The organism is Pseudodesulfovibrio sp. zrk46 (assembly GCF_012516435.1).
Classification (GTDB): domain Bacteria; phylum Desulfobacterota; class Desulfovibrionia; order Desulfovibrionales; family Desulfovibrionaceae; genus Pseudodesulfovibrio.
Genome location: NZ_CP051216.1, coordinates 1,890,024 through 1,915,899, shown reverse-complemented (window position 1 = coordinate 1,915,899; position 25,876 = coordinate 1,890,024). Strand labels below are relative to the sequence as shown.

The 25,876-nt window shown below is 57.6% G+C and carries 25 protein-coding genes; 10 read left to right on the top strand and 15 right to left on the bottom strand.

Annotated elements, in window-relative coordinates; genetic code table 11:
* Positions 1-21 precede the first annotated feature (21 nt).
* The gene (ffh, locus tag HFN16_RS08720) at positions 22-1,575 is read right to left on the bottom strand and encodes a signal recognition particle protein (RefSeq protein ID WP_168890388.1); all 1,554 of its coding nucleotides are present in this window, start codon (positions 1,573-1,575) and stop codon (positions 22-24) included.
* A 352-nt stretch (positions 1,576-1,927) separates the two neighbouring features.
* Here ffh and HFN16_RS08715 point away from each other — a divergent pair, with 352 nt between their 5' ends.
* From HFN16_RS08715 to HFN16_RS08705, 3 genes are all read left to right on the top strand, one after another.
* Complete coding sequence (locus HFN16_RS08715) at positions 1,928-2,665, top strand: hypothetical protein (protein WP_168890387.1); 738 nt, start codon at positions 1,928-1,930, stop codon at positions 2,663-2,665.
* 63 nt (positions 2,666-2,728) lie between these two features.
* The gene (locus tag HFN16_RS08710) at positions 2,729-3,511 is read left to right on the top strand and encodes a potassium channel family protein (RefSeq protein WP_168890386.1); all 783 of its coding nucleotides are present in this window, start codon (positions 2,729-2,731) and stop codon (positions 3,509-3,511) included.
* Positions 3,512-3,519: 8 nt separating this feature from the next.
* A complete protein-coding gene (locus HFN16_RS08705) occupies positions 3,520-5,127 on the top strand; it encodes a cation:proton antiporter family protein (protein ID WP_168890385.1) in 1,608 nt (535 codons plus the stop codon).
* Positions 5,128-5,133: 6 nt separating this feature from the next.
* Here HFN16_RS08705 and HFN16_RS08700 read toward each other — a convergent pair whose 3' ends face one another.
* The 3 genes from HFN16_RS08700 to HFN16_RS08690 all read right to left on the bottom strand — a co-directional run bounded on the left by HFN16_RS08700 (position 5,134) and on the right by HFN16_RS08690 (position 7,960).
* Entirely contained in the window at positions 5,134-6,366 is a 1,233-nt protein-coding gene (locus HFN16_RS08700; RefSeq protein WP_168890384.1) for an EAL domain-containing protein, read from the bottom strand.
* Positions 6,367-6,467: 101 nt separating this feature from the next.
* On the bottom strand, positions 6,468-6,803 hold the full coding sequence (locus HFN16_RS08695; RefSeq protein ID WP_168890383.1) for a TraR/DksA C4-type zinc finger protein: 336 nt from the start codon (positions 6,801-6,803) through the stop codon (positions 6,468-6,470).
* 2 nt (positions 6,804-6,805) lie between these two features.
* Positions 6,806-7,960 (bottom strand): pyridoxal phosphate-dependent aminotransferase, encoded by a 1,155-nt coding sequence (locus HFN16_RS08690; protein ID WP_168890382.1) that lies wholly within the window; start codon positions 7,958-7,960, stop codon positions 6,806-6,808.
* A gap of 53 nt (positions 7,961-8,013) precedes the next feature.
* Here HFN16_RS08690 and HFN16_RS08685 point away from each other — a divergent pair, with 53 nt between their 5' ends.
* Genes HFN16_RS08685 through HFN16_RS08675 form a run of 3 tightly spaced genes read left to right on the top strand, consistent with a single transcriptional unit; the run spans position 8,014 to position 11,168 of the window.
* Positions 8,014-8,763, top strand: a complete 750-nt coding sequence (locus tag HFN16_RS08685; RefSeq protein WP_168890381.1) for an SDR family NAD(P)-dependent oxidoreductase — start codon at positions 8,014-8,016, stop codon at positions 8,761-8,763.
* Positions 8,764-8,766: 3 nt separating this feature from the next.
* Entirely contained in the window at positions 8,767-9,708 is a 942-nt protein-coding gene (locus tag HFN16_RS08680) for a phosphotransferase (RefSeq protein WP_168890380.1), read from the top strand.
* 2 nt (positions 9,709-9,710) lie between these two features.
* On the top strand, positions 9,711-11,168 hold the full coding sequence (locus tag HFN16_RS08675) for a protein adenylyltransferase SelO (protein ID WP_168890379.1): 1,458 nt from the start codon (positions 9,711-9,713) through the stop codon (positions 11,166-11,168).
* An 83-nt stretch (positions 11,169-11,251) separates the two neighbouring features.
* On the opposite strand, the gene HFN16_RS08670 is transcribed toward HFN16_RS08675, so the two are convergent.
* The 7 genes from HFN16_RS08670 to HFN16_RS08640 form a co-directional block, all read right to left on the bottom strand.
* Complete coding sequence (locus HFN16_RS08670) at positions 11,252-13,027, bottom strand: hypothetical protein (RefSeq protein ID WP_168890378.1); 1,776 nt, start codon at positions 13,025-13,027, stop codon at positions 11,252-11,254.
* Between the two features lie 76 nt (positions 13,028-13,103).
* The gene (locus HFN16_RS08665; RefSeq protein WP_168890377.1) at positions 13,104-13,517 is read right to left on the bottom strand and encodes a cytochrome c3 family protein; all 414 of its coding nucleotides are present in this window, start codon (positions 13,515-13,517) and stop codon (positions 13,104-13,106) included.
* A 154-nt stretch (positions 13,518-13,671) separates the two neighbouring features.
* Positions 13,672-14,430 (bottom strand): precorrin-3B C(17)-methyltransferase, encoded by a 759-nt coding sequence (gene cobJ / locus HFN16_RS08660; RefSeq protein ID WP_168890376.1) that lies wholly within the window; start codon positions 14,428-14,430, stop codon positions 13,672-13,674.
* Positions 14,431-14,442: 12 nt separating this feature from the next.
* Positions 14,443-15,474, bottom strand: a complete 1,032-nt coding sequence (locus HFN16_RS08655; RefSeq protein ID WP_168890375.1) for a cobalamin biosynthesis protein — start codon at positions 15,472-15,474, stop codon at positions 14,443-14,445.
* A gap of 69 nt (positions 15,475-15,543) precedes the next feature.
* Positions 15,544-16,095 carry an RNA 2',3'-cyclic phosphodiesterase gene (thpR, locus tag HFN16_RS08650; protein WP_168890374.1) on the bottom strand — a complete coding sequence of 184 codons (552 nt, stop codon included), beginning with the start codon at positions 16,093-16,095 and terminating at the stop codon, positions 15,544-15,546.
* Positions 16,096-16,124: 29 nt separating this feature from the next.
* The gene (rdgB, locus tag HFN16_RS08645) at positions 16,125-16,733 is read right to left on the bottom strand and encodes an RdgB/HAM1 family non-canonical purine NTP pyrophosphatase (protein WP_168890373.1); all 609 of its coding nucleotides are present in this window, start codon (positions 16,731-16,733) and stop codon (positions 16,125-16,127) included.
* A 161-nt stretch (positions 16,734-16,894) separates the two neighbouring features.
* Positions 16,895-18,376 (bottom strand): ATP-binding protein, encoded by a 1,482-nt coding sequence (locus HFN16_RS08640; RefSeq protein WP_247648486.1) that lies wholly within the window; start codon positions 18,374-18,376, stop codon positions 16,895-16,897.
* A gap of 95 nt (positions 18,377-18,471) precedes the next feature.
* Here HFN16_RS08640 and rimO point away from each other — a divergent pair, with 95 nt between their 5' ends.
* On the top strand, positions 18,472-19,800 hold the full coding sequence (rimO, locus tag HFN16_RS08635) for a 30S ribosomal protein S12 methylthiotransferase RimO (protein WP_168890372.1): 1,329 nt from the start codon (positions 18,472-18,474) through the stop codon (positions 19,798-19,800).
* 336 nt (positions 19,801-20,136) lie between these two features.
* Here rimO and HFN16_RS08630 read toward each other — a convergent pair whose 3' ends face one another.
* Both HFN16_RS08630 and HFN16_RS08625 read right to left on the bottom strand, forming a co-directional pair.
* Entirely contained in the window at positions 20,137-20,463 is a 327-nt protein-coding gene (locus tag HFN16_RS08630; protein WP_168890371.1) for an AzlD domain-containing protein, read from the bottom strand.
* Positions 20,456-21,151 (bottom strand): AzlC family ABC transporter permease, encoded by a 696-nt coding sequence (locus HFN16_RS08625; protein ID WP_168890370.1) that lies wholly within the window; start codon positions 21,149-21,151, stop codon positions 20,456-20,458. Before HFN16_RS08625 ends, HFN16_RS08630 begins: the two co-directional genes overlap by 8 nt.
* Positions 21,152-21,265: 114 nt before the next feature.
* Between HFN16_RS08625 and HFN16_RS08620 the strand changes: the two genes are divergently transcribed.
* Complete coding sequence (locus tag HFN16_RS08620) at positions 21,266-22,576, top strand: PLP-dependent aminotransferase family protein (protein ID WP_247648485.1); 1,311 nt, start codon at positions 21,266-21,268, stop codon at positions 22,574-22,576.
* Between the two features lie 62 nt (positions 22,577-22,638).
* Here HFN16_RS08620 and hemL read toward each other — a convergent pair whose 3' ends face one another.
* The gene (hemL, locus tag HFN16_RS08615; protein WP_168890368.1) at positions 22,639-23,898 is read right to left on the bottom strand and encodes a glutamate-1-semialdehyde 2,1-aminomutase; all 1,260 of its coding nucleotides are present in this window, start codon (positions 23,896-23,898) and stop codon (positions 22,639-22,641) included.
* A gap of 27 nt (positions 23,899-23,925) precedes the next feature.
* Positions 23,926-24,402 (bottom strand): Lrp/AsnC family transcriptional regulator, encoded by a 477-nt coding sequence (locus tag HFN16_RS08610; RefSeq protein WP_168890367.1) that lies wholly within the window; start codon positions 24,400-24,402, stop codon positions 23,926-23,928.
* A 203-nt stretch (positions 24,403-24,605) separates the two neighbouring features.
* Here HFN16_RS08610 and HFN16_RS08605 point away from each other — a divergent pair, with 203 nt between their 5' ends.
* Together HFN16_RS08605 and HFN16_RS08600 are read left to right on the top strand one after the other, a co-directional pair.
* Complete coding sequence (locus HFN16_RS08605) at positions 24,606-25,598, top strand: NAD(P)H-dependent glycerol-3-phosphate dehydrogenase (RefSeq protein ID WP_168890366.1); 993 nt, start codon at positions 24,606-24,608, stop codon at positions 25,596-25,598.
* Between the two features lie 14 nt (positions 25,599-25,612).
* A complete protein-coding gene (locus HFN16_RS08600) occupies positions 25,613-25,864 on the top strand; it encodes a hypothetical protein (protein ID WP_168890365.1) in 252 nt (83 codons plus the stop codon).
* Positions 25,865-25,876: the final 12 nt, after the last annotated feature.

Below are 25,876 nucleotides of genomic sequence, written 5' to 3'. Positions count from 1 at the left end.
GCGTAGATCCCGCTTATACCTCTACTTTTTCTTCTTTTTCTTCTTGGCTTTCTTGGCGGCTTTCTTTTTATTGCGCGCTTTGAGCGTTTTCTTGGAAATGGAGCGTTTCCCCTCCTCTTCCATGCCGGGCATACCGGGCATTCCAGGCATACCACCCATTCCAGGGGGCATTCCGGGCATGCCGTCCATACCGGCCATTGCACTCATGTCGGGCATTCCGCCACCACCGGCCAGCCCTTTGAGCTTGCCGAGAAGGCCTTTCTTCTTTTTACCTTTGCCGCCACCCATCATGACCTGCATCACCTGGCTCATCTGCTTGAAGTTTTTGATGAGCGCATTGACGTCCGCGACGGTCACACCGGAACCTTTTGCGATACGTTCTTTTCGGCTTTGGTTGATCAGCTTGGGTTGACGACGTTCCTGCATGGTCATGGAACTGATGATCGCTTCAGTGCGCTTCATCTCGTCCTCGGGCAGGGAATCCTGACCCATCTGCTTCATCATGTTCCCCATACCGGGAATCATCTTGAGCAGCCCTTCCATGCTTCCGAGCTTCTTGATCTTGCGCATGTGACTGCGGAAGTCTTCGAAGTCAAACTCGGCCTTGGCCATTTTATCGGCCAACACCTTGGCCTCTTCCTCGTCGATCTCGGTCTGCGCCTTCTCGATGAGCGTCATCATGTCGCCCATGCCGAGGATGCGCGAGGCGATACGATCAGGGTGGAAGAGTTCCAATTCGGAAAGTTTTTCACCGACACCGACAAACTTTACGGATTTGCCGGTAACGGTCTTGATGGACAGGGCGGCACCACCACGGGCGTCACCATCCATCTTGGTCAGGATAACACCGGAGATGTCGAGCTTCTCATTGAAGGCCTCGGCAACGGTCACGGCGTCCTGACCGGTCATGGCATCTGCCACGAACAAAATTTCTTGCGGGTTGCACGACTTCTTGATGTTTTCCAACTCATCCATGAGCGTTTCATCAATGTGCAGTCGACCCGCGGTGTCAAAGAGCACCAGGTCACAGCCGAGCTCTTCGGCCTTTTTCAGCGCGTCCTGACAAATGTCCACCGGATTCATGTCCGGAGTGGACGGGTAGACAGGAACGTCCAGCTGTTTTGCCAGCGTGGTCAGCTGGTCAATAGCTGCCGGGCGGTAAACGTCAGCAGGGACAAGGTACGGCTTCTTGCCGTGCTTCTTGCGCAGGAACAGGGCGAGCTTACCGGAAGAGGTCGTCTTACCGGAACCCTGAAGGCCGACCATCATGAGCTTGAGCGGCTTGGCCTTGATATCAAGGTCCTGCTGCTCGCCACCAAGGAGTTCGATCAACTCATCGTTGACGATCTTGATGATATGCTGTCCAGGTTCCAGTCCCTTGAGGACCTCATCACCAAGAGCGCGCTCCTTCACATGATCGACGAACTGCTTGACGACCTTGAAGTTGACGTCCGCTTCGAGCAACGCCAACCGGACTTCACGCAACCCTTCCTTGACGTTGTCTTCGGTGAGGTGCTTCTGGCCCTTGAATTTTTGAAAGGCATTTCCGAGTCTATCTTGCAGGCTTTCGAACAAGTGTCCTATCTCCCTATAATCTATCAGTCTCCACGCGCAAAAATCCCATCCAGCGCGGGCAAAGAGGAGGTTTGTTAAGCCAGAATACCAAGATAGTCAAGGGTTGAGCGACCGATTGCATCCGAAAACTGGCCGAATCAATTGTCTGGAAATTCTCTAGATTTTCTGCCAAACACACCGACTGTCGCTCCCTCTAAGGTGCACAAAAGCAGCTACTTGGAAAGAGTCTCGCAAATATATCATTGACTGATACAACTAAATATCAAACAGTGCGACCATGAGAATTTCGCGTTCGATTACATTTATATTATTCGCAGCCCTATCCTTTATCTTGATGGCCGCATCTTCGGCCATGGCAGCGAAAATCAAGCTTCGCATGCCCATCTACGAGAATGGACAACATGAATACTTCTTCAATATTCTCACTACTGCTCTGAAAATGGACGGGCATGAAGTGGAAATCGAGAAGTTCCCGAACCTGCCTCACCTGCGGGAGCGCAGCATGTTCGACAGGGGGCAAATCAATGTGCTGTGGTTGATCAGCAGTGAGGAGCGCGACAACAAGTACCTCAGCACCCATGTTCCCCTGACCAACGGTCTCATCGGTCATCGTATCATGCTGGTGAACCGCAACCAATTGAACACCTTCAGCCGCATCAAATCTGCCCAGCAACTCCGCACGCTAAAACTCACTGCAGGGCTCGGCACTCAGTGGTTCGATGCGGACATATGGAAGTTCAACGACCTCCCCGTCCTGGAACTGGCCAACTGGCGTCTCTTCTACGGCATGCTGGAAAGGGGCGACCGGGGCGTGGACTATTTCCCGCGCGGCTTCACGGAAATTCTCGAAGAGGCTGACAGCTATCGCCAACTCGCCATCGAACCGCATCTGATGTTCGTCTATGATCGGGACTTCGTATTTTACGTCACCCCATCCGAGCCTAATCTGGCCGAGTTCATTACATCCGCCCTGACCAAGGCCAAGGATTCCGGCCTCATGGACCGTCTGATCAAAAAACACTGGGCAAGAACCTTCGAGGTCATCAAGCCGGAATCACGTACCATCATACGACTGAGCACCCCGGACTGATCCACTTTTGTTGCGCCATGCGAATTTCTATGACAATACTGCGTATTGATTGGGAGAAATCGCATGAGCAAGAAACAACAATCCGCCCTGAGCAAAGCATTCCTGACCCACTACGTCCCCAGCCTGTTCTTCGGGGTGGTGACGTTAATCGTACTCAGCGAGCTTTTCCCGACTCACTTGACCGCCGACCTGAACGACAACTCGGTTGATCTGGCCGACATATCTCTGGCCGCCCTCAACGGCAGCATCGTCGCTACAGCAGGCATTCTGTTCCATAACAGACGCAACGCCTACCTTAAAAAGACGCACGCGGCCCTGCGCACCCTTGCCGACCGCGAAACCCTTATTGCGTCAGGCATTGTCGGCTTTTTGGCAGGCATTACCAGCGTCATCCTCGGAGCCTATAACGAAGGCATCATCGCCATGACTCTGGTGGTGCTGACCGTCCTGATCTGGCATTTGAAATCCTTCCTGCACTTCATCCCGGTCATGCTCAAGCCGGGCAATGTCGCCACATGGGGCGACGTGTCCAAGCTGCTGACCACTTACTTCAACATGCTGGCCGGATTCACGCTGGTCAACGCGACACTGGAAGGCATCCACATCATGGTCAAGGCCCCGCTGCCATTCAACTTCACCGCAAATGGTGGCGACATATTCATCAATTCCCTCTATTATACCGTGGTCACCATGACCACGCTTGGCTTCGGCGACTTCGTTCCCCAGACATGGGACGGTAAGCTGATGCTCATTTTCCAGTGCCTTGTCAGCTATTTCATGTTCGCACTGGTAATCGGCATCGTCACCCGTGGCGTGGTTCGCAGTCAGGAAAAAATCAATCGATAGGAGACCCGATGGATCCGCTCATAATCCTGCTCGCCTTCGGATGCGGCTACCTTGCAAGCCTCATCAACCTCCCCCCTTTGGTGGGGTATCTTGCTGCAGGATTCGCCCTGTCCACACAGGGCTACCAGACCGGACCGGTTCTTCAGGAGATCGCGGACATCGGCGTCACCATTCTGCTCTTCTCCATCGGCCTCAAGCTCAAGATCAAAGGGTTGCTGCGCCCCGAAGTATGGGGCGGGGCCACCATCCACATGCTCATTACCGTGGGAATCTTTGCCGTGGGACTCATGGGCCTTTCCTCTACCGGGCTCGCCTTCTTTGCCGGGCTCGACTGGACGACCGCCCTGCTCGTGGCCTTTGCCCTGAGCTTCTCGTCGACAGTGTTCGCGGTAAAAATCCTTGAAGAGAGCGGACGCTCCAGCTCCCTCAATGGCCGCACAGCCATCGGCGTCCTCATCATGCAGGATATCTTTGCGGTCCTGTTTCTGACCTTCTCCACGGGCAAGCTGCCCACGCCGTGGGCGTTGGCCCTCATCGCCATCCTGCCAGTGGCGCGATGGATCTTCATCAGGATGCTCGACCGCATCGGTCACGGCGAATTGCAGGTACTGTTCGGCTTCTTCCTCGCCTTTGTGGCCGGAGCCGCTGCCTTTGAAGCGGTAGGCCTCAAGGCGGATCTGGGCGCACTGATCGTGGGCATCATGCTGGCGTCCCATGACCGGGCCAAGGAGTTGGCCAACTCCCTCATGAACATCAAGGATTTCCTGCTGGTGGGCTTCTTCCTTGAGATCGGGCTGGCGGGGCTGCCATCCATGCAGACGCTGGGGGCGTCCATGATTCTCATCTGTGCCCTGCCGCTCAAAATTGCCCTGTTCTTCTGGCTCTTCACCCGGTTCAAGCTCAAGGCGAGGACCTCTTTCATCACCAGTTGGAACCTTGCCAACTACAGTGAATTCGGTCTCATCGTGGGCACCCTTGCCGTGAACTCCGGCTGGCTCTCGTCAGACTGGCTGCTGGCCATCGCGGTGGCCCTGTCCATCTCCTTTGTCGTGGCCGCTCCATTCAACCGCACGGCAGACTGCCTCTTCGATCGCTTCAGCAGTTCACTCAGACGGTTTCAGACGGCAGAACGTCACCCTGATGAAGAACCGTACGAAGCTGGCACATGGAAGATCATCATCTTCGGCATGGGCCGCGTGGGTGAAGGCACGTATCGATACTTCACGCAAAAACACGGCCCGGTCGTGCTGGGGCTCGACTTTTCGGACGTCACCGTGGACCGACTGCTGGAGCAAGGCTATCAGGTGGCCCTGGCAGACGCCACAGACGCCGATTTCTGGAGCAAGCTCCCGGAAACCGGTGGACAGGTGCAACTCATCGTCCTCACCATTCCTAACCTGCAGACTCAGCTGCACATTGCCGAGAAGCTGCGCGAACGCCAATTCCCCGGCGAGATCGCGGCGATTGCCCAGTACGATGATGAAGTGGATATTCTGCGTGAGGCAGGCGTCCATACGTCTTTCAACGTATTCCGCGAGGCCGGTATCGGTCTTGCCTCGCACATCAGCAAGGAGCTGGATTTGTCGGAAATCGAGCTGCTGCCCGAAGCGGAATAGCGATCTTTACGCCGGATACGGCATTTCCACACACAGGATGTAGCGCTTGCCGCCGTCACCTATGAAGGGCTTGCTCACGATACAGGCAGGCTCGCCAGTATAGTGCGAGGTAAAGGGCGGCGAGACAAACTTACCGTAGCCCATATCCAGATACACGACGTAATCATTGAGGGAGTGATCCACCCCTACGCCCGTACCCACGATACCATCACAGGCAGAGCGCCCTGGAGCGGGCTCGGTATGGGGCCGGGAGGTAAGCTGTATGCCCTGACCATCGAGCACGAAGATGGAGACGATCTCATCGAGCTTGGTGGACAGCGCCCTGCATGAGGTTTCAAATTTGCTCTGCGGGACATTGACGAAACGATTGCAGGCAGCGGTTACGCTCTTGAACATGGCGTGGACGCGCTCTTTTCTACTCTTCACCTCAGCCCCGCGCACCTTCTTGTAGCGATCATAGGTGGCAGCGATCTTGCGGAAGAACATACGGGTCGGATCGCCCGTCATATCTTTCTCGTCCTTGGTGTAGTAGAAACCCTGCTGCAAGTTGATGCCGGACATGAGTAGACGGAAGGAGTCCTCCTCCTTTTCCACGCCCTGCCCGATAACGACAGACCCGGCCTTGTCGGCCACTTCGAGCAACCCTTCCAGCGCCTTGGCCGCATAGGGGGCAGAGTCATTCGCGTCATAAAAAGAATGCCCGACTTTGACGAACTGAGGCTTGAGCGCAGAGATCAGCTTTCCCCAGGTGTCATGGATGGAGCACGCGTCCAGCCCTGTCTTGAAGCCAAAGCTGCGATAGAGATCCGCATACTCCAGCACCACCATGGACGTAGCCGCACACATGGGAATCTCCACCACCACGTTTTCGGGATCAATGCCGTACGCCTCAATCTGCTCCTTGAGGTAGGAGGACTTCTCCTTCACATGGGAGAGGATGGCGGGGTTGATGTTCATGAACAGCAACAGGTCATCGCGGGAGCCGAGAATACTGCGAAATTGCAGGAGCGACTTCTCACGACACAATCTGTCCACTTCCAGCTTGGTCTCGGGAGAAAGATCGGGATGGAACAACATGGTCGGATCCATACTGTTGCCGCCACGGGAAAAGGACTCGAACCCCACCACAGACTTGGTGGAGACCGAGACGATTGGCTGAAATGCCGTATATATTTCCTTGCTCTGGATGACCGCTTTTACAGCTTCTTCATCCACAGGGACGACAGGCTTTCCCGACATGCTATCCTCAGATACAATCCGTCTTTCCAAATAAAAACGAAAGGCCGGTATGTATTACCCGGCATGTCGAAGCCGGTCAATGATCACACTGAAAGAAGTTGTTATTCAGCGCACTCCACGCAGAAAGGCGTCTCAGGCATGGCCTTGAGCCGCGCCATGGGAATGGGATCGCCACAATCCATGCACAGACCAAAGTCCTCGTCCTCATCCACCCGCTTCAGGGCTTCTTCCAGACGCACCAGTCGAACCTTGGCCTTGGAGAGCTGCGCCTTGGCCACGGACTGGTTCACGATGTTGTCCATGCGCGAAATGCGACCGATGGCGTTGTCCGGCGCCACGGGCTTGACCAACTCCTTGAGCCGGGGAATCTCCTTTTTCAACTCCTCGATCTCGGCCGCGGCAAAGCCCTTGAACTCCTGCTTCTGCTTCTCGTTCATAGCTACAACTTCCTCAACCGCGCCATGGCGTCTTCCAGAATGGGCATCTCCTTGGCAAAGCAGAACCGGGCCAGTCCTTCCCCCACTTCGCCCTGATAGAAAGCCGAGCCGGGCACGCAAGCTACACCGGTCTTTTCCAGCAGATGAAGGGCGCGTTCCTTGGCAGTATTGCCGGGCAGTGAGGAGACGTCAGCCAGCGTATAATATGCGCCTTCGGGGACGTGGGGAGTGAGCCCGATCTCGCGCAGGGTGTTGCAGAAAAGATCACGTTTCTTTTCGTGATCGTCGGAAACGTCCTGATAATACTCCGGGCCCAGTTCATCCAAGCCACGGGCCGCACCGATTTGGAGTGGAGCCGGGGCACAGACATAGACCAGATCGCTGAAATGCCCGATGGCCAGCGCCCATTCCGGGTCGCAAATGGCGTAGCCAAGACGCCAGCCAGTGATGGCAAAGACCTTGGACAGGCCGGAGATGGTGATGGTGCGTCGGCTCATGCCCGGCAACGTGGCCGGAGAGATATGCTCCCGTCCGTCAAACACGAAGTGCTCGTAAATCTCATCTGTGAACACAAACAGGTCGTGGGCGTCGGCAAAGTCTGCCACCAACGCAAGCTCTTCGCGGGTGAAGACCTTGCCCGCAGGATTGGACGGGGTGTTCACGATGATGGCGCGGGTCTTGGATGTCACGGCCTTTTCCAGATCCTCGGCCACAAACTCCCAGGACGGCGGTTCCAGCGTGACGTAGACAGGCTTGATGCCAAGGGAGGCCATGGTCACGATGTGATAGCCATAGTACGGCTCGAACACGATGACCTCGTCGCCCTCGTCCAGAAGGGCGAGACAGGCGGAGTAGAACGCACCCGTAGCACCGGCGGAAACCACCACCTGCCCTTCGGGATTCACGTCCATGCCGGTATAGCGTTTCTGCTTGCCGGCAATGGCCTTGCGCAGCTCCCAACGGCCATCGAAACGAGTGTAAATATTGGTGCCCTTCTCCATGGCAGCCTCGGCACCCTTGAGGACTTCATCGGGCACGGGCAGGTCACACACGCCCTGTGCGAGGTTGATGCCCTTCACTTTGGCACACTCGATGGACATGTTACGGATTTCGGACTGAGCCACCAGGGGACGACGCTTGCTCACTTTCAATGACATATGACTGATTCTCGCGTAAGGATATGGTTAGACCAAGAAAGGAAGCATCGTATATGACTTCGCTCAAGAATAAAACCCTGGTCCTGACCGGGGCATCCATGGGAATCGGCAAGGCTCTGGCTCTGGAGCTTGCCAAGGAAGGCGTCAACCTCGTGCTCGGCGCCCGTTCAGAAGACAAACTGCTTGAGACCAGCGCAGCCTGCCGAGACCTCGGCGTCAAGGCCGTGTGCATCAGCGGCGATGTGTCGACGTCCAATGTGGCGCAGGAACTGGTACAGGTAGGCATCGAATTCGGTGACTTTTACGGATTCATCCACGCCGCGGGCATACTTGCGCCCGGCCCGGCGGTCTGGGAGTTGAACAAAACCCGTTTCCGAGAGGTGATGGACGCATCCGTGACCGCTGCCCACCAGCTTATCCGCCACGCCGTACCGCAACTGCTGTGGCGCGGCGAAGGCCTTGCCGTATTCTTCGGCTCCGGTGCGGCAGAGCGCGCTCAGCCCGGCATTGGCGCATATTGCGCAGCCAAGGCTGCCGAGGAACACCTCGCCCGCCAACTGGCCGCCGAAGCCCCGCCCATCACCACCGTCATCTGGCGACCCGGCATCGTGGAAACGCAGATGCAGTTCCAGGCCCGCAACAGCGAAGGACACTGTGCCTCCCAGTTAAAGGAAGTGTTCCAGCCATGGAAGGACGAAGGCCTGCTTCTCACGCCCGAGCAATCCGCACGCGGTTTGGTGGACTTTCTCCTCAACGACCCAGGAAAATATAACGGCAAGATCGCCGATATCCGGAAAATCTGATTCATGCTCGACAATCTCACCCTATGGGGACTGACACCCAAGTCGGTCTCCGTTGATGTATTGCTGCCAGGCAGTCCTGAACGCTGCCTCGGAAGAACCGCCGTGGAAGACAACACCGGCGCCATCTGGATGCTGGAGCACCTTCGCCCCGGCCAGTTCGACCGCCGCGAAAAGATCGGTCGCACCCTGGATGCGCTGAAAAAGGAAGGCTTGCCCATCCCGGCATATCTCCCCGGACCGGATGGCCGCTTCTGCGTGGAGAAAGAGGGTGAGTATTTTCAAATCTCTCCTTTTGTGCCGGGCGACCCTCTGCCCCAGCCGGAATTCGTCACCCACACCGAACGCGGCGCATCGCTGGGAGAGTTCACTGCAGACCTGCATGAGGCTGGCAACTCCATACATGAGTTCGACAACGATCCGCCCTTCATTCTGGAGGACTACGTCAACGAACTGATGGGCACCATCGCGCCCCGCCGTCCTGACGTGCATGAAGACCTGCTGCCGGTCCTGCCCGTGCTGGTCCCGCTGTTCGAAGCCTGGAACGACCTGCCGACCGCTCTGTGTCAGGGGGACTTTCACCCCCTCAACATCATCTGGAATGACCGCTCCGTAGCCGCTGTCATTGATTGGGAGTTCATGGGCATACGCCCCGCGCTGTTTGACGTTGCGAACTGCTTTGGTTGTGTCGGTATTGAGGAGCCGCGCGCGTTGGTCCACGGATTGGCCGTCACGCTGCTCAGAACCCTTAATGACAGGGGCCAACTGGACAAAGAAAGCCTCTCCCTACTGCCGGAACTGATCCTCGGCCTCCGGTTCGCCTGGATGTCCGAATGGCTGCGAAAGAAAGACGAGGAGATGGTTCACATAGAACTGCGCTTCATGCGGCTGCTGGCCAACTCCATCGACACCCTGCTGCCCGCATGGGACAAACTGCTGGAAGGCTAATCATGTCCTTTGACAATACATACGCCAGACTGCCCGAGATCTTTTACCAACGCATCGAGCCCACGCCAGTAGAGAGACCGGGGCTCATCCGCCTCAACACGGCACTGGCTGGAACGCTCGGATTGGATTTGCCAGATGACAAGTCCAAGCTGGCCAATATCTTTTCCGGCAATGAACTGCTGGAAGGGATGGAACCTCTAGCGCAGGCGTATGCCGGGCATCAGTTCGGCCACTTCGTGCCGCAACTGGGAGATGGCCGCGCCGTATTGCTGGGAGAGGTTGTCGCGCCGGACAACCGCCGCTTTGATATTCAGCTCAAAGGCTCCGGCAAGACACGGTTTTCCCGAGGCGGCGATGGCCGTTCGCCCCTCGGTCCGGTCCTGCGTGAATACATCGTCAGCGAGGCCATGCACGCCTTTGGCATCCCCACTTCACGCGCCCTTGCGATGGTCACGACCGGCGAGACCGTGCACCGCGAGGAGGACCACCCCGGCGGTGTCATCACCCGTGTGGCTTCCAGCCATATCCGCATCGGCACCTTTGAATTTTTCGCAGCCCGACATCTGGAAAACGAAGTTCGCATTCTGGCTGACTACGTCATCGACCGTCATTACCCCGAAGTCCGCACCGACGCGAATCCCTATGCCGCACTGTATGAGCATATCTGCCTTGCGCACGCCCGTCTCGTAGCCAAGTGGATGGGCGTAGGGTTCATCCATGGTGTCATGAACACAGACAACACCGCCCTGTCCGGCGAGACCATCGATTACGGCCCCTGCGCCTTCATGGACCACTACGCCCCGGACCGCGTATTCAGCTCCATCGACGTACAAGGCCGATACGCATACAACAACCAGCCCACCATCGCCCAGTGGAACATGGCATGTCTTGGCGGCTGTCTGCTGCCACTGCTCAGTGAGGATGAGGCGGAGGCTCGCAGTATAGGAGAGTCAGTCCTTCAAACCTTCACCCCCGCGTTCAAGAACGAATACCAAAACGTCATGTGCAGCAAGATTGGCCTCGCCGCCTGCGATGCACACTTTCAACAGGTCAAAGCCCTGCTCAACCTCATGCATGAGCATCACGTCGACTTCACGGTAGCCTTCCGGCAACTGTGCGACGTGCCTCGTTCTGCTGATGCCTCAGAAAGATTCACGGCTCTCTTTGAATCAAGAGACGCAATCACAGCATGGCTCAAGGACTGGCGGACACAAATCGACGCCACCACATCTCAAGAAGATGCCAGCAAACTCATGCGTCGCTCCAACCCGACTTTCATTCCGAGAAATCATCGCATTGAGGCTGCCATTCGTGCTGCGGAAGATCACAATGATTTTTCCCTTGCCCACCGACTCATCGACATCCTCAAGAATCCTTTTGAGGACCAGCCAGAACACGCGGAGTACATGGAACCACCCCAGCCGGAAGAGCGCGTACGCCAGACATTCTGCGGCACCTAAAAGGCCACACTTATCCCCCACAAAAAAACGCCCACCCCGACACTGTCGGGGTGGGCGAATGCATTTCTTCTTTGTGAACCGGGCTAGTCGTCCAGTTCCTGCGCCAGCGCGGCGATCTCTTCGCGGATAATGCGGGCTGCTTCTGCAGGAACAAGCTGGGCGATCTCTTCGCGCAGCATAGTCTCAAGCTCTTCTACACGCGCCTCAAGCACGCGGACCTTGGCTTCCAATGCAACCACGGCGGATTCAGAGACTTCGTCCCGCACATCGGCGAGGAGCTGATCCACATCCACATCCTGAGAAACATTCACGCCAGCATCTTCGGGCATGGCCTCGGCTGTGAGCACAGCGGCCATATCGACATCCGGCATTTCGGCATCTGGCACATCCAGGGCGTCAAGATCCACCTCAGGCATTTCAACGTCTGCCATTTCAACGTCTGCCAGCTCGACGTCAGGCATATCGAGTTCAGCGATATGCTCGTCGTCTTCCATGGGGGACTCGATATCGGACACATCGACCTCGACGTTGTCCAGGAGGGAGTCCATGTCTTCCATGCCTTCGTCTTCCTCAAGCTCATCCAGCCCGGCCAGTTCAGCAATGTCGTTCTCGTCGGAACCATCCAGCACCGGAGCGCTGTCGTCCACGACCTCGACTTCGCCGGGTTCATCCATCAGAAGATCAATGTCCGCTTCCTCTACAGCATCCTCAACCGGCAGTTCCGGTTCGGGCTCTTCTGCCAAGGCAACGTCCATGAGATCTTCTGGCTCAAGGGAAATATCATCTGCGGCGGCAGGAGCGACTTCTGCCTCAACTTCAACAGCAGCCTCAGGCTCTGCTTCAAGCTCGACTTCCGCGGCCAGTTCGAGATCCACAGGAGCCTCTGCAGCCTCATCCATCACGTCTTCGAGCATGATTTCGTCATCAGCAACCGCGTCGACAACGTCTTCGCCAATCTCAGGGGCTGCTGCGACTTCTTCTACCGGGGCAACCTCATCGACTACTTCCATCACGTCTTCAAGAATCAGCTCGTCTGCGGCTTCTTCTGCAGGCGCTTCCGGCTCATCAGCCAATTCGGCCAGATCCTCAAGCAGGATCTCTTCACCGTCGTCTTCAAGAACGATCTCCGGCTCGTCGCCGACTTCGACGTCAGCCAGATCGTCGAGAACGATCTCTTCAGCCTCGTCCTCAAGGGAAATAATATCGTCGTCAGCCGGCTCTTCTGCGGGGGCCTCTTCGACCACCTCTTCCAGAACCATGGGCTCGTCATCGCCCTCTTCGAGCAGGGAATCCAGATCGGCGAGGTCGTCATCGCCGCCTTCGTCCACCAGATCGTCGAGTTCGATGATCTCTTCATCGTCTGCGCTTTCGGGTTCCGCCGCATTCTCTTCTGCGATGTCATCCACCAGCGCGGAAATATCGTCTGCTTCCGGAGCGTCGGCAGGAACTTCCTCCACCACGTCGTCCAGTAGCATGATTTCTTCGTCAGCCTCTTCCACCACGTCATCCAGGACCATCAGCTCTTCGCCGTCATCCTCCGCCACGTCGTCGAGCACCAGCATATCGTCGTCAGCTTCTTCAGCGACGTCTTCAAGCACAACGGCGTCTTCCTCAATCTCAACCACGTCTTCTTCGGCCGTGACAAAGTCATCGAGCACGATGGGCTCGTCATCGTCAGCCTCGGCAAGCTCACCAAGAGCGGCTTCATCTTCTTCAAGGTCGTCGGAGAACAGATCTTCGAGCTCCTGCTCGAAATCGGCGTCGACATTATCCATGTCGAAACCTTCGGTGTCGGGACCGTCGTTCAGCATTTCGGTGGGATCGAGTTTGTCGTCAGTGGGCGGGGGGGCCGGGGTCATGAGTTCCTCCCTGGACAGAGGTTGGAAAAAAGGGGGAGCTGTTTTTCACAGCCCCCCCCCGAATTACCCGAGCGAATTACTTCTTGGGGTGGCATTCCTTACAGGCCACGGGGACCTTCTTGCCAGCTTTCTTTTCTTTCTTGTGGCAAGCTACGCAGGAAGCGTCAGACTTCTTGCTGTGCCAGGCCTGGTAGAAGCCCTTGGGGTCTTTCTTGGCGGCCTTGGAAGCGTCAGCATGACAACCTTCGACAGAACAACCGGTGATGGCGTTCTTGTCAGTGGCCTTGTGGTGGCAGACCATACAGTCGATCTTGTAGTCTTCTGCGTGCTTCTTGTGAGTGAAGTCCACCGGAGCCTTGGTCATTTTGGCGCCAGCGGGAGCCTTCAGGACCATGGTGTCGGCGGGGGCATTACCAGCGATAACTGCGGGCAGAGCGAAAACGCACACCAGGGCAGCAACCATCAGGCTGATCATCAGAGATTTTTTCATTTACCTAGTTCCTCCTGTTGCAAAAAAATAAACTGTCACACTCTCTACTTATGCGGGATAAATAAGTATCCTCCACCTGTCAAGCAGGGGATGCCATCGTAGACGCTTGCTTTTACCTGAAAAACACGGGGCAAGGCAAGGGGTTTCACCACATTTACCCGTTGTTTTTTATATCGTATTTCCGGTGATACCCTCTGGGAGTAAGCATCCTGTCCCCACACTTGCGGGTAGCGGAATTGCCCACAATGAGGACTGTCTGCATGTCAACGGTTTCCGGATCGACACTGCCCAGCGTCACCACACGCACATCCTGCCCCTCTCGATAGGCCCGCCCTACGATGCCGACCGGAGTCTCCACAGCGCGATTTTCACCAATGATGTCCAGTGCTTTTTGCAAATGGTCGCTCCGCTTCTTGGAGCGGGGATTGTAAATGGCTATGACGAAATCCGCTTCCGAGGCCAGTCGCAGACGCTTTTCGATAACTTCCCAAGGAGTGAGCAGATCGGACAGACTGACAGAGGCAAAATCGTGCATGAGCGGTGCGCCCAGCAGTGCGGCGGCGCTATTGAAAGCGGCCACACCCGGCACCACAGAAAACGGCACTTCGTCGAGCAGATTGTCCGCCTCAAGAATTTCCAGCAGCAATCCGGCCATGGCGTAAATGCCTGCGTCGCCGCTGCAGACCATGACGGTCTTCTTGCCGGAACGGGCAGTTTCAATAGCGGCCTTGGCACGCTCCACCTCGCCCATCATGCCGGTGGACACTACTTCCTTTCCTTCCAGCAGTTCGGACGGCACCAATTCGATGTAGCCCTTGTATCCGGCCACAACATCAGCACCTTCAATGGCGGCACGCGCCGCCGGGGCCAGCAAACTTTCATCTCCGGGCCCGAGGCTCACGGCTGTCAGCATATTCGTATTCCTTTACCGCTTGCGGGCCACAGCCAGCGTCACGGTCTTTGTCTTTGTTTTTTCCACCAACAGCTCGCCTCCTTCGGAAAGAAGCAGGGCTGCGGCTTCGGACACGGACCCAACGCCCATGCGCTGCATGACCATGCCCGACGGATTCGGGGCCTCGACCTTGTCGAGCACCTCTTTGGGATAAAAAATAGGCTCCACGCCCAGTGAAGAGGCAGCTTCCAACATACCTGGCTCGTCGCTCTTGGCGTCGATGCTCGCCAGTCCGCCCACGGCATCCATGGACAGGCCCGACAGATCGAACACGTTGCGGATATGATCAAAAATTTCATCGCCCGGTATCCCGCGGCGGCACCCCACGCCGAGCATGAGCACACGCGGGTAGAGCCACAGGGCGTCCGCATCCGGGCAGTCATCGTAGACCGACACCCAGACGCCCGGCGCCCCCATCTGCCACTGATCCTTGCTCACGACCTCGAACAGATCATTGTCTTTCAGACCAAGAAAATTCTTCGTATCAAAGACCTGTACTGTCCGTTTATCCAGCAGCGCGCCGTTGACCACCTTCACCTGTTCGATGTTGCCGATGGTAGCGCCCTTTTCTTTGGCGAGCATATCCATGGACACCACGCCCGCCGAGTCCGTAGCCGTTGTGATGACAGCCTGTCCGCCAACAACGTCAGCACAGCGGTCAGCCAGAGCATTGCCGCCGCCCAGATGGCCGGACAACAAGCTCACGGCAAACCGCCCCTCTTGATCCAGACAGACCACGGCAGGGTCGGTCTCCTTGCTCTTGATATGCGGCGCGATGCAGCGAACCACAATCCCTGCGGCCGCCATAAAGACGTGGCCGTCGAAGCGGTGAAATGTCTCAGCCACCAAATCGGTCAGGGAGTCGAACGGCATATCCTCGTCCCCGGCATGCCGGGTGGTGGCGAAGACCGTACCGCCCATGGCATCGGCCATGGAGCGGGCCAGCTTGGCTCCTTTGCGAGTCAGGGCGTAGAAGGCAATATGTTCGGGAAGCATCGTATTCATGAAAACCTCGGCAGCGATTGCGGCAGGATACCAGTTCGCCGCCGTTCTAGAAAGGCAAAAGGCCCGGAGCTACTTCAAGGGGAATTCCCGCCGCACAGTGTAGATGGGACCATCCTGAGTCAGTTCGCTTTCCCAAAGCACGAAGCGGTTCACCTCGAACTCGGGCCACGGCTCGGCAAAGGCGTTCAGCGGCCCTTCCCAGTCCTCGGCAACGGGCTTCTTGACCCGGCCCAACGTGAGATGCGTCCGAAACGGTCGAGCATCCTGCTCAAAGCCGAGCGGCTCCAAGGCATCCGCCACCAGCTTGGCCAGCGCGGTACATTCGTCCGCCCCCTTGGTCATTCCTGCCCAGACGACTTTGGGCCGCTTCAGGGAAGGAAACCCATCGCAACAGTCTGCCTGCATCGCAAAACGATCGAATTCGATCCGGACCAAGGCAGCCTCGACCTCAGGCACCAGCTCATCGTTTACCCCGCCCAAAAACTTGAGCGTCAGATGAGCATTGGCTGGTCGCACCCAGCGCACCTTGGACCGCAGCTCAGCACCTAGCTCGGCGGCAACGCCTTCCACTCTAACGTGGTACTCTTCCGGAACGGGAATTCCGACAAACAAGCGAGGCATGGGAACCTCCGACTATACCGTTTACCGCTCTATCGCTGGGCCTTTTCCCAAAATTCGGGCCAGAGTTTGAGAAGTTTCTGCATGGCCTTACCGCGATGGGAGCGCTTGTTTTTGACCTCAGCGTCAAGCTCGGCCACATGGCAACCGAATTCGGGATCAATGACGATGACATCGTAGCCGAAGCCGCCATCACCCTTGTAGCCGTGACCAACGCGGATTTCGTATGCACCGTCAGTGTCGATCTCTTCACCGTTGGGAGCCGAGGCAGCCATGACGCAGCGGTAACGGCCGGTGCGCTGTTCTTCAGGCACGTCTTTCATTTCGGCCAGCATCAGCTCGTTGTTTGCGTGGTCGTTGCACTCTTCACCTGCATAGCGGGCAGAGTAGACGCCGGGACGACCGTCGAGGGCATCGATTTCAATACCGGAGTCATCGGCCACGGCGACCAGTCCGGTGATCTCGGCCACGGCGCGCGCCTTGATGAAGGCATTCTCTTTGAAGGTGTCGCCGGTCTCGGGAATCTCCCCGATCTCCGGGAACTCGGAAAGCGCCTTGACGGTCACGCCGAACGGCTCCAGCATGGCGGAAAGTTCCTTGATCTTACCTTTATTGTTGGTAGCCAGAACAATAGTATCCATAACACTTCCTTTCGCGGTCACCGATAAAGGCCGATTGCTGCGGCCAGCCGCAAAGCAATCCTCAGCGCAGCTTTGCTACGCCTCCGGTTTCCTTGTGGCCGCCTTGCACTCGAACCTCTTTCAACAACCTCAAGTTGTTTGGTTCGTTGTTTGAGGCTTTCTTACTCGGACTCTTGCTGGTCCGCAACCGCCAGTATGGGCGGCAGGTACAACGTGATCTTTGTCCCAACATTCTCCTTGCTGACAAGGTCCACGTCGCCGCCGATCTCGTCGATGATCTTGCGGGTCTGGGCAAGACCGAGACCGTGCCCCTTGCCTCGTGTCGAGAAGAAGGGACTGAAAATCTTGTCGCGTATGTCGAGGGGGATACCGTGACCCGTATCTTCTACGGAAAGCACCACGAAATCCGGATTCATGGATGAAGTCACCAGTAATCTGCCACCGTTCTCCATGGCCTCCAGGCTGTTCTTCACCAAATTGATGAGGCACTGCTTGATGAGGTCCGGATTAGCTTTGACCAGTGCTGCGGATTCATCGAGATCCACGGTGCATTCGACCCGCTGATTCTGACATGGCAGGCTCATGACGCCCATGGTCACGCGAATCAATTCGTTCAAATCCACCTCATGCACCTCGGCCCCAGTCGGTCGAGTGAAATTCAGAAGACTCTTGAGGATCAGGTCCAGCCGCTTGGACTCCTCAAGAATGATGCTGACCTTCTCCCGCATCTTTTCAGACAACTCGGGAGAACGGATCAAGGAATTGGCAAAGCCGCTGATGGCAAAGAGCGGATTACGGATTTCATGGGCCATGTAGGTGGAGAGCTCACCGATGGAGGCCAATTTCTCTGCCTGTTGCAGCCGCTGTTCTATGGACGTGCGCTGGGTGATGTCACGGCGGACGGCCACCACATGACTGATGCTGCCGTCTTCATCGGCAACGGGATGGGTGTATACGCGGTAATACCGCATACGACCGTCAGTATCGACCTGACTCGTGACACCTTCCGCGGTTTCACCTGTTTGCAGGGTCACAAGAAGGGGATCGCCGTCACACTCGGCTTCAGGATCGTCCACACCGAGGAAGACCTCACCATAGGGCCGTCCCATGAGCTTGAGCTTGGTGGCGCCGGCCTTTTCCAGCACCGCCCGGTTCATGTCGACGATCGTGCCGCGGTTATCCAGAAAGAGCATTTCCTGATCCATCTGGTCGATGATGGTCTTGAGCATGTTCTGGGTGTGCAGGAGGTCGGCCTTGCACGCCACCCATATTTTATCCGAGGTGAGCAAATTGATGAAAAAGTTTGCAGCGCCCCGCTCCACAAGGGTTACGGACGCAGGCAGATACTCGCGTAATTCATGTACGAGGGCAGACCGTCCCGTGGTTTCGATGACCATATTGATCTCGGGATGAGCCTTGAGCATGGCCCGGTAACCGGCATATGTCGGGATGTGATGACCGGAGTCATGGGCCTCGGGCAGCACGGTTTCACCGGGCAGCGCAGCAGCCACCACACCGATCTCGCTCAGCACGGCCTCATTACTCTGGTCCTTGAACATCTGCCAAAAAGTCAGTAGGGCCGGGATGTCACCTATGACACCAATGACGTAACGCTTATTGTCGTTATATTTTGCAGACAGCAATTTGACCTCCTGCCTATACCTGATGCACTCTCCACGAGAGAGAAAGGCTACTAGGCACAGTAATACAATCAGAAGAACATTTCAAAGGAAATGCGATGAATCAAGGCTCCGACTTTATTGCCAATGTTTACACCGTCAGCCTGGGCTGCCCCAAGAACCGCGTGGACACGGAACGGTTACTGGGCACGCTGGGCGAGGCCATGGCTCCGGTGGAATCCGTGGACGAGGCACACCTTGCCCTGATCAACACCTGCGGTTTCATCCAGCCCGCGGTGGAAGAGTCGGTGAACACCATCCTCGAAGTCATTCGCGATGCCGACGAAACAGCCGAAGCATCCGGTACCCGTCCGCTGGTGGCCGTGGCCGGTTGTTTGGTCAGCCGCTACGGTCAGGACCTCAAGGACGAGCTGCCCGAAGTGGACCTGTGGCTCAACACCGAGGAGATTCATCTGTGGCCCGCCATGATTCGCGAGGCGCTTTCCGCTCCGGTTGAGGAAGACACCCCGCGCCGTCTCTCCACTGCCCCGGCATTCGCCTATCTCAAGGTCAGCGAAGGCTGCTCCCACAACTGCCATTTCTGCACCATCCCTTCCATCCGCGGCCCGCACAAGAGCTGGCCCGTGGACTATCTGGTCAAGGAAGCCGCCGAACTGGTCAAAGCCGTGCCCGAGATCATCGTGGTCGGACAGGACTCCACCGCCTACGGCTCGGACCTCGACTCCGGCGACAATCTGCGCCAGTTGGCCGAAGGATTGTCCAAGCTCTCCGGTCTGGAGTGGCTGCGCATCATGTATCTCTACCCTGCCGGGTTGACCGAGAGTCTGCTCTCTTTCCTCAAGGATATGGGCAAGCCGTTCCTTCCCTATTTCGACATCCCGCTTCAGCACGCCCATCCGGATGTGCTCTCGTCCATGGGCCGCCCGTTCGCCCGCAACCCGGAGAAGGTCATTGACCGCGTGCGCTCTTTCTTCCCGGATGCCGCCCTGCGCACGACCTTCATTGTGGGGTATCCCGGTGAGACCGAGGAACATTTCGAGCATCTCATGCGATTTGCCGAGAAGACCCGTTTCCATCATCTCGGCGTGTTCCCCTACTGGCCCGAAGACGGCACCCCTGCCGCGGCTATGGACAATCAGGTGCCCGACGAGGTCAAGCTCGAACGCAAGGACAGGCTCATGGAATTGCAGGCAGCCATCAGCGAAGAAATTCTGGAGACATACGTCGGCGAGACATTGCCCGTACTTATCGAGCAGCCCTCCCCCGAGTGGCCCGGCCTCTACATAGGTCGCACATGGTTCCAGGCACCCGAGGTGGATGGCGTAACCTACGTCAGCGCGCCGCCCGAGGTAGAGCTCAAGATCGGCAAAATCATCGACGTCGAGATTGAAAAAGCCAGCACGTACGATCTGTCTGGATTGGTGTAAGAGGAAAATCAGATTGGGATGCGCCTTCGGCGCGATTAAGATTGAACGAGCAGGGCGCTGCCCTGCACCCGCCATCTCTGCTGTCTTCATCCGTAAGACTCGAAGACTCGCCAACGGCTGAAGCAAAGGCCGAGGGCCTTTGGAATCCCGTCTGCGGCTATCGCCGCAAAAGTAGTCATAATAAAGGTCCCGGAGTATTCTTACTCCGGGACCTTTTCAATTTAAACACCCCGCGCCGAAGGCGCATAATGGGATTCTTAAGGCCCTCGGCCTTAAGCCCGCCGGGAGGCGAAATCACCCGACAACCGGAGGCCGAAGGCCGACCTCCCCTTCTCTCTACATCAATGCCTGAAATCCCCACAAAGCAACCATACCGCTGGCGATGGTCGCCATGATGTTACGGGTCTTCCATGCCACGCCTATTGCCACCAGCGCGGCCAGCACCCGCTCCCATCCGGCAAAGGTTGTGACGCCGTTCTTGTGCAGCAATACTGCGGGCACCATCAGGGCGGACAACACGGAAGCGGGAATGAAGCGAAGCATTCTGCGCACCTCATCCGAAAGGGTCACTCGATCGATAATCAGGATGAACGAATACCGGATGATAAACGTGCCGATGCCGATACCCAAGACCATTGGCCAGTACTTCATCATATCAACCATTGGAAAGCCTCCTTTCAGAGATATAGCCTGTGGCAATGCCTGCCACTGCAGCGGTCATCAGACCCAGATTAAAGGGAAGCGGGCTGGCTGCCACCGAAATGACACCGGCAACCACTGCGGCCAGCAGAGCGGGACGGTCTTTGACGGCCGGGATGACGAGCGCGGCAAAGGTCAGGGGAATGGCGAAATCCAAATCCCATTCAGGCGGGATCACTGCGCCAGTATACGCACCTATCAGGGTGGAGAGATTGAAACCGCCCCACATAGTCAAGGCCGCACCCACGTAATAACTCCCCTTGTTCACGACGCCGCCGTCAGCCTCATTGAAGCGGGCAAAGGAAATTGCATAGGCCTGATCCGTCAGCAGATAGGAATAGAAGACCTTGCGAAGCGGTGAGATTCCTTCGAAATGGGGGGCAATGGATGCGGAATACATGAAATGACGGGCGTTGATGACCAGCGCGGTCAATATGACGACTGCCAGTGACGCATGCTCTGCCATGAGCTGCACGGCCACCAGCTGTGAAGCCCCGGCAAAAACAATGACCGACATGGCAGACGCGCCCCACTCGGGCATGCCCACGCTGACGCAAATCGCTCCGCAGATGAGACCGAACGGTATTACTCCGACCAGAAGCGGGCTGGCGGCTTTCGCCCCGGCGAGACAATGAGACACGGGATTGGACATGGTTCTTACTCCTTGTCCCCGTGATTACTTTGACACATTTTTCAGAGCAATGTATTAATTGTCACCATGACAATGTGGCAACCAGACATAGAGACAATCAGTGGACCAAGGTATGTGGCCATTGCCGATGCCATTGAGGAAGACATCAAGCATGGGCGCCTCAAGCAGGGAGCCAAGATGCCCACCCACCGGGATTTGGCAGATGCCCTTGGCGTGACCGTGGGAACGGTGACACGCGGCTATGCCGAGGCGGCCCGACGCGGCTTGCTGCGCGGGGAGACCGGGCGCGGCACCTTTGTGGGACGCACCTTCCAGCAGCAGCTCATCTGCCACCATGAGAACCTCAAGCGCGGCGTGGTGGATATGAAAGTCACCCTGCCGTTCGAGCCGCTGTCCCCTGATCTGGGCAAGACCCTCAGGGAAATCGCCGACGATCCCGCTTCCCAGCGATTGCTGGAATACTATCCTTCCGTGGGCAGGCTGGTGGATCGCGAAGCCGGGGCCGAATGGTTGCGAAGGTACAATCTGGACATCCTGCCCGACAACATCTGTCTGACCGTGGGCGGCCAGAACAGCCTCACCGTTGCGCTGACAGCCATGTTCCGCCCCGGCGACACCATCGCCGTGGAGCGTCTCACCTATCCGCTTATCAAGACTCTGGCCCACCGCTTTCATCTCAAGCTTGTCACCGTGGAGCAGGATGAACTCGGCATGATCCCGGAGTCGCTGGAAGAGGTGTGCCGCACGCAGACCGTGCGCGGCATATATGTCATGCCCACCTGCCAGAATCCCACCACCGCGCGCATGCCGGAATACCGCCGACATGAGATCGCGGACACGGCCCGCCGTTATGACCTCACGGTGCTGGAAGATGACGCCTACGGCCTTGCCGCCGGAGACTTCGGCGTCCCCTTTGCGGCGCTGGTACCGGAACGAACTTTTTTCGTCGCCTCCCTCTCCAAGTCCCTGGCTGGCGGATTGCGCGTGGCCTTCCTGACCTCTCCACCCCGCTACCTGAGTGCGATCAAGGCAGCCATCTCGGACATGGTCTGGATGACACCGCCCCTCATGGCAGACATCGCCCGTCGATGGATCGAGGATGGGACGGCGGACCACACATTGAAGATCAAGCGTGCTGAAGCCCAACGCAGGACCGAACTGACCGGACAGATGATGGCTGATTTGGACATCACCATGCAGAAGACCAGCTACTTCGCGTGGTTCAAACTGCCTGCCCCATGGACGGCCCGGGAGTTTGCCCGACTGGCCAAGGAGAACGACCTCCTTGTCTCCACCGACGACATCTTCGCGGTGGGGCGCGGCGCACTTCCCCATGCATTGCGCCTCAGCATCAGCGGGCCCGAGACAACCGACGACCTCGTGCGGGGACTGACCACCATCCGGACCATTCTGGAGCTGGACTAACAACAAAAAAAGGCCACCCTCACCGAGGGTGGCCTTCTCTATTGGCATTCAATTCGACGGAACTAGAACTGCACCTTGCGTGCGGCTTCCAGAGTCTTCTCGAAATCTTCGTCGGTGTGGGCGAAGCAGGTGAACGCGCACTCGAAACCGGCGGGAGCCAGGTACACGCCCTGAGCCAGCATCTGCTGCCAGTAGGTGGCGTATGCGTCTGCATCGCACTTGCCGGACTCGATCATGTTGGTGACCGGAGTCTCGGAGAAGTACATGGTGAAGGCAGAGGCGATCTGGTTCAGGAACACGGACTTGCCCTTTTCCTTCATGATGGCAGTCAGGCCCTCGGCCAGTTCCTTGGTGCGGGCTTCAAGGGCAGCATAGTCGCTCTCCTGAAGACGCTTGAGGGTGGCGAGACCTGCGGCCATGGCCACGGGGTTGCCGGACAGGGTTCCGGCCTGGAACACGCCGCCGACAGGAGCCATGTGCTCCATGATCTCGCGCTTGCCGCCGTAGCAGCCCACCGGGAAACCGCCGCCGATGATCTTGCCGAGGGTGGTCAGGTCCGGGGTGATGCCGAAGCGTTCCTGAGCGCCACCGGGGGCGAGGCGGAAGCCGGTGATGACTTCGTCGAAAATCAGTACTGCGCCGTACTTGTCGCACAGGTCGCGCAGGCCCTGCAGGAAACCCTCGGCAGGCAGAACGAGGCCCATGTTACCGGCAGCAGGCTCCACGATGATGCAGGCGATGTCGTCGCCGCTCTCTTCGAAGTGCGTCTTGACGGCTTCGAGGTCATTGTACTGAGCCAGCAGGGTGTGCTGGGTCACTTCCTCGGGCACGCCGGGGGTACCGGGCACGGTGGCGGCAGCAGAACCGGCTGCGGCCAGGAAGGCGTCAGCGTGGCCGTGGTAGTTGCCGATGAACTTCACGAACTTCTTACGGCCGGTGTAACCACGGGCAAGACGCAGGGCAGACATGGTGGCCTCGGTACCGGAGGAGACCATGCGCATCATATCCATGGAGGGGATCATCTTGTTGATCTCTTCGGCCAGAGCGATCTCGCCGTAGCAGGGAGCGCCGTAGGAGGAGCCAAGATCAATGGCCTTGTGCGCGGCTTCGGAAACAGCTGCGTCCTGATGGCCGAGGATCTGCGGGCCCCAGGAAAAAACATAGTCCACGTACTGGCGGCCATCTACATCATAGATGTAAGCGCCCTTGGCGTTCTCAATGAAAACGGGCTCGGCGTTGACGTAGCGGCAGGCGCGCAGGGGCGAGTTCACGCCGCCCGGCATCAGGGTCTGGGCCTTGGCGTAGAGCGATTTGGAGTCCATCGTATATCTCCTTTGGAAATGTCGTCGTTATTTGAAGTAGACCATGGAGGTCTTCTTGAGCTCTTTCAGGGAGCGGAGCGTACAGTTGTCATCAATGCCCGTCACTTCTTCCAGCTCGGCAACAACCTCGTCGGTGTGACCGGGACGTTCGCCGTGGATCATGGTGTAGAAGTTGTAGGTCCACTCCGGATACGTGCGGCGGATGTAGCAGTGGGAAATCTCAGGGCGAGCCGAGAAAATTTCGCCTATTTCGTCGCTACGCTCCTGGGGGACGCGCCATGCCACCATTGCGTTATGACCGTAGCCCGCCTTCTGGTGACGCAGGGTCGCGCCGAAGCGGCGGATGATCTTGCGCTCCTTGAGGTCGGCCAGCAGGTCAATAACATCCTGCTCGTCTACGCCCACCTCGTCTGCGATGGTCTTGAACGGCTGTTCGGTATCCGGCAGGTCTTTGCCCGCCAGGGCCAGAATCTTCTCTTCGGTCTCGGTGAATTGTATTGCCATGGGTGTGGTCTATACCCCCTCCCCCAGCGGGATGCAACAATGTGTAAAAAGAAACCGCGCCACCGTAAAATCCGGTGCAATGAAAGGTGGAACAGCAACACAAACCGTCAGAAGTCGTTGCCACCACCGGATCAACACCCGCCCTTGCACAGGCGGGCACAGCCACGTATGGTTCCCCAATCACATCAAGGGAGCAATTTTTCATGAAAATTACCGTACTCGGCGGCGGTGCCTGGGGTACCACGCTGGCAGACATGCTGGCGCGCAACAACGTGGAGACCGTGCTCTGGGCACGAAGCCCAGAACAGGCAGCGGATATTCGCGACAACCGCGAGAACACCACCTATCTGCCCGGTGTCCCGCTATCCGACAAACTCGGCGCAGAGTCCGACCCGGCCACCGCCCTCAAAGGGGCTGACTACATTCTGCTGGCCGTACCCAGCCAACGCATTCGCGCCACCCTGACCGCCTTCCGCGACATGCTGCCCGACCAACCAGTCATCATCTGCGCGTCCAAGGGCATCGAGCTGGATTCCCTGCTGCCCATGAGCAAGGTGGTGGCAGAAGCGCTGGAAGGCAAACGCCCCCGCTACGCCATGCTGTCCGGCCCCTCCTTTGCCGCAGAAGTCTGCCGCGACATGCCCACCTCGGTCTCGCTGGGCTGTGACGACCACGAACTGGGGCGCGAACTCCAGTCAGCCCTGTCCACCCCGGCCTTCCGCGTCTACTTCACGCCGGATGTGCGCGGCGTGGAACTGGGCGGCGCGGTCAAGAACGTCATCGCCATCGGCGCGGGCATCTCGGACGGTCTCGGCTTCGGGCACGACGCCCGTGCCGCGCTGATCACCCGCGGTTTGGCAGAAATCAGCCGCCTCGGCATGGCCATGGGCGGACAGTCCCGCACCTTCATGGGCTTGTCCGGCATGGGCGATCTGGTCCTGACCTGCACCGGCGACCTCTCCCGCAACAGACAGGTTGGCCTCAAACTGGGCAAGGGGCAGAAGCTGGATGACATCATCAATGAGATGAACGCGGTGGCCGAGGGCGTGAAGACCACCCGCTCGCTTTATAATCTTTCGCAAAAACTCAAAGTCGAGTTGCCCATAACCGAGCAGGTCTATAGTATCTTGTATGAAGGCAAAGACGCAGCACAAGCCGTGAAAGACCTCCTTGCCCGCGACCTGACCGACGAATAACAAAAGGATTTCCCATGCGTACGAAGCTTCTGTTCCTCGCACTGATGCTGACAGCCCTGCTTGCCACAGGCTGCGCCCGTCCCTGGACCAACCCGAATATTCAAGACGAGAAGCTGTCCGGCTACCAGTTCGACAAGGACTCCACAGACTGCTCGGTGCAAGCCAGCGAACAGTATCCGCTGGATAAGGACAGGCAGCTGCCCATCTACGAAGCGTGCATGGAAAAGCGTGGCTGGGAGAAGAACAAGACCGGCTTCTTCCAATAATTTAAGCTGACC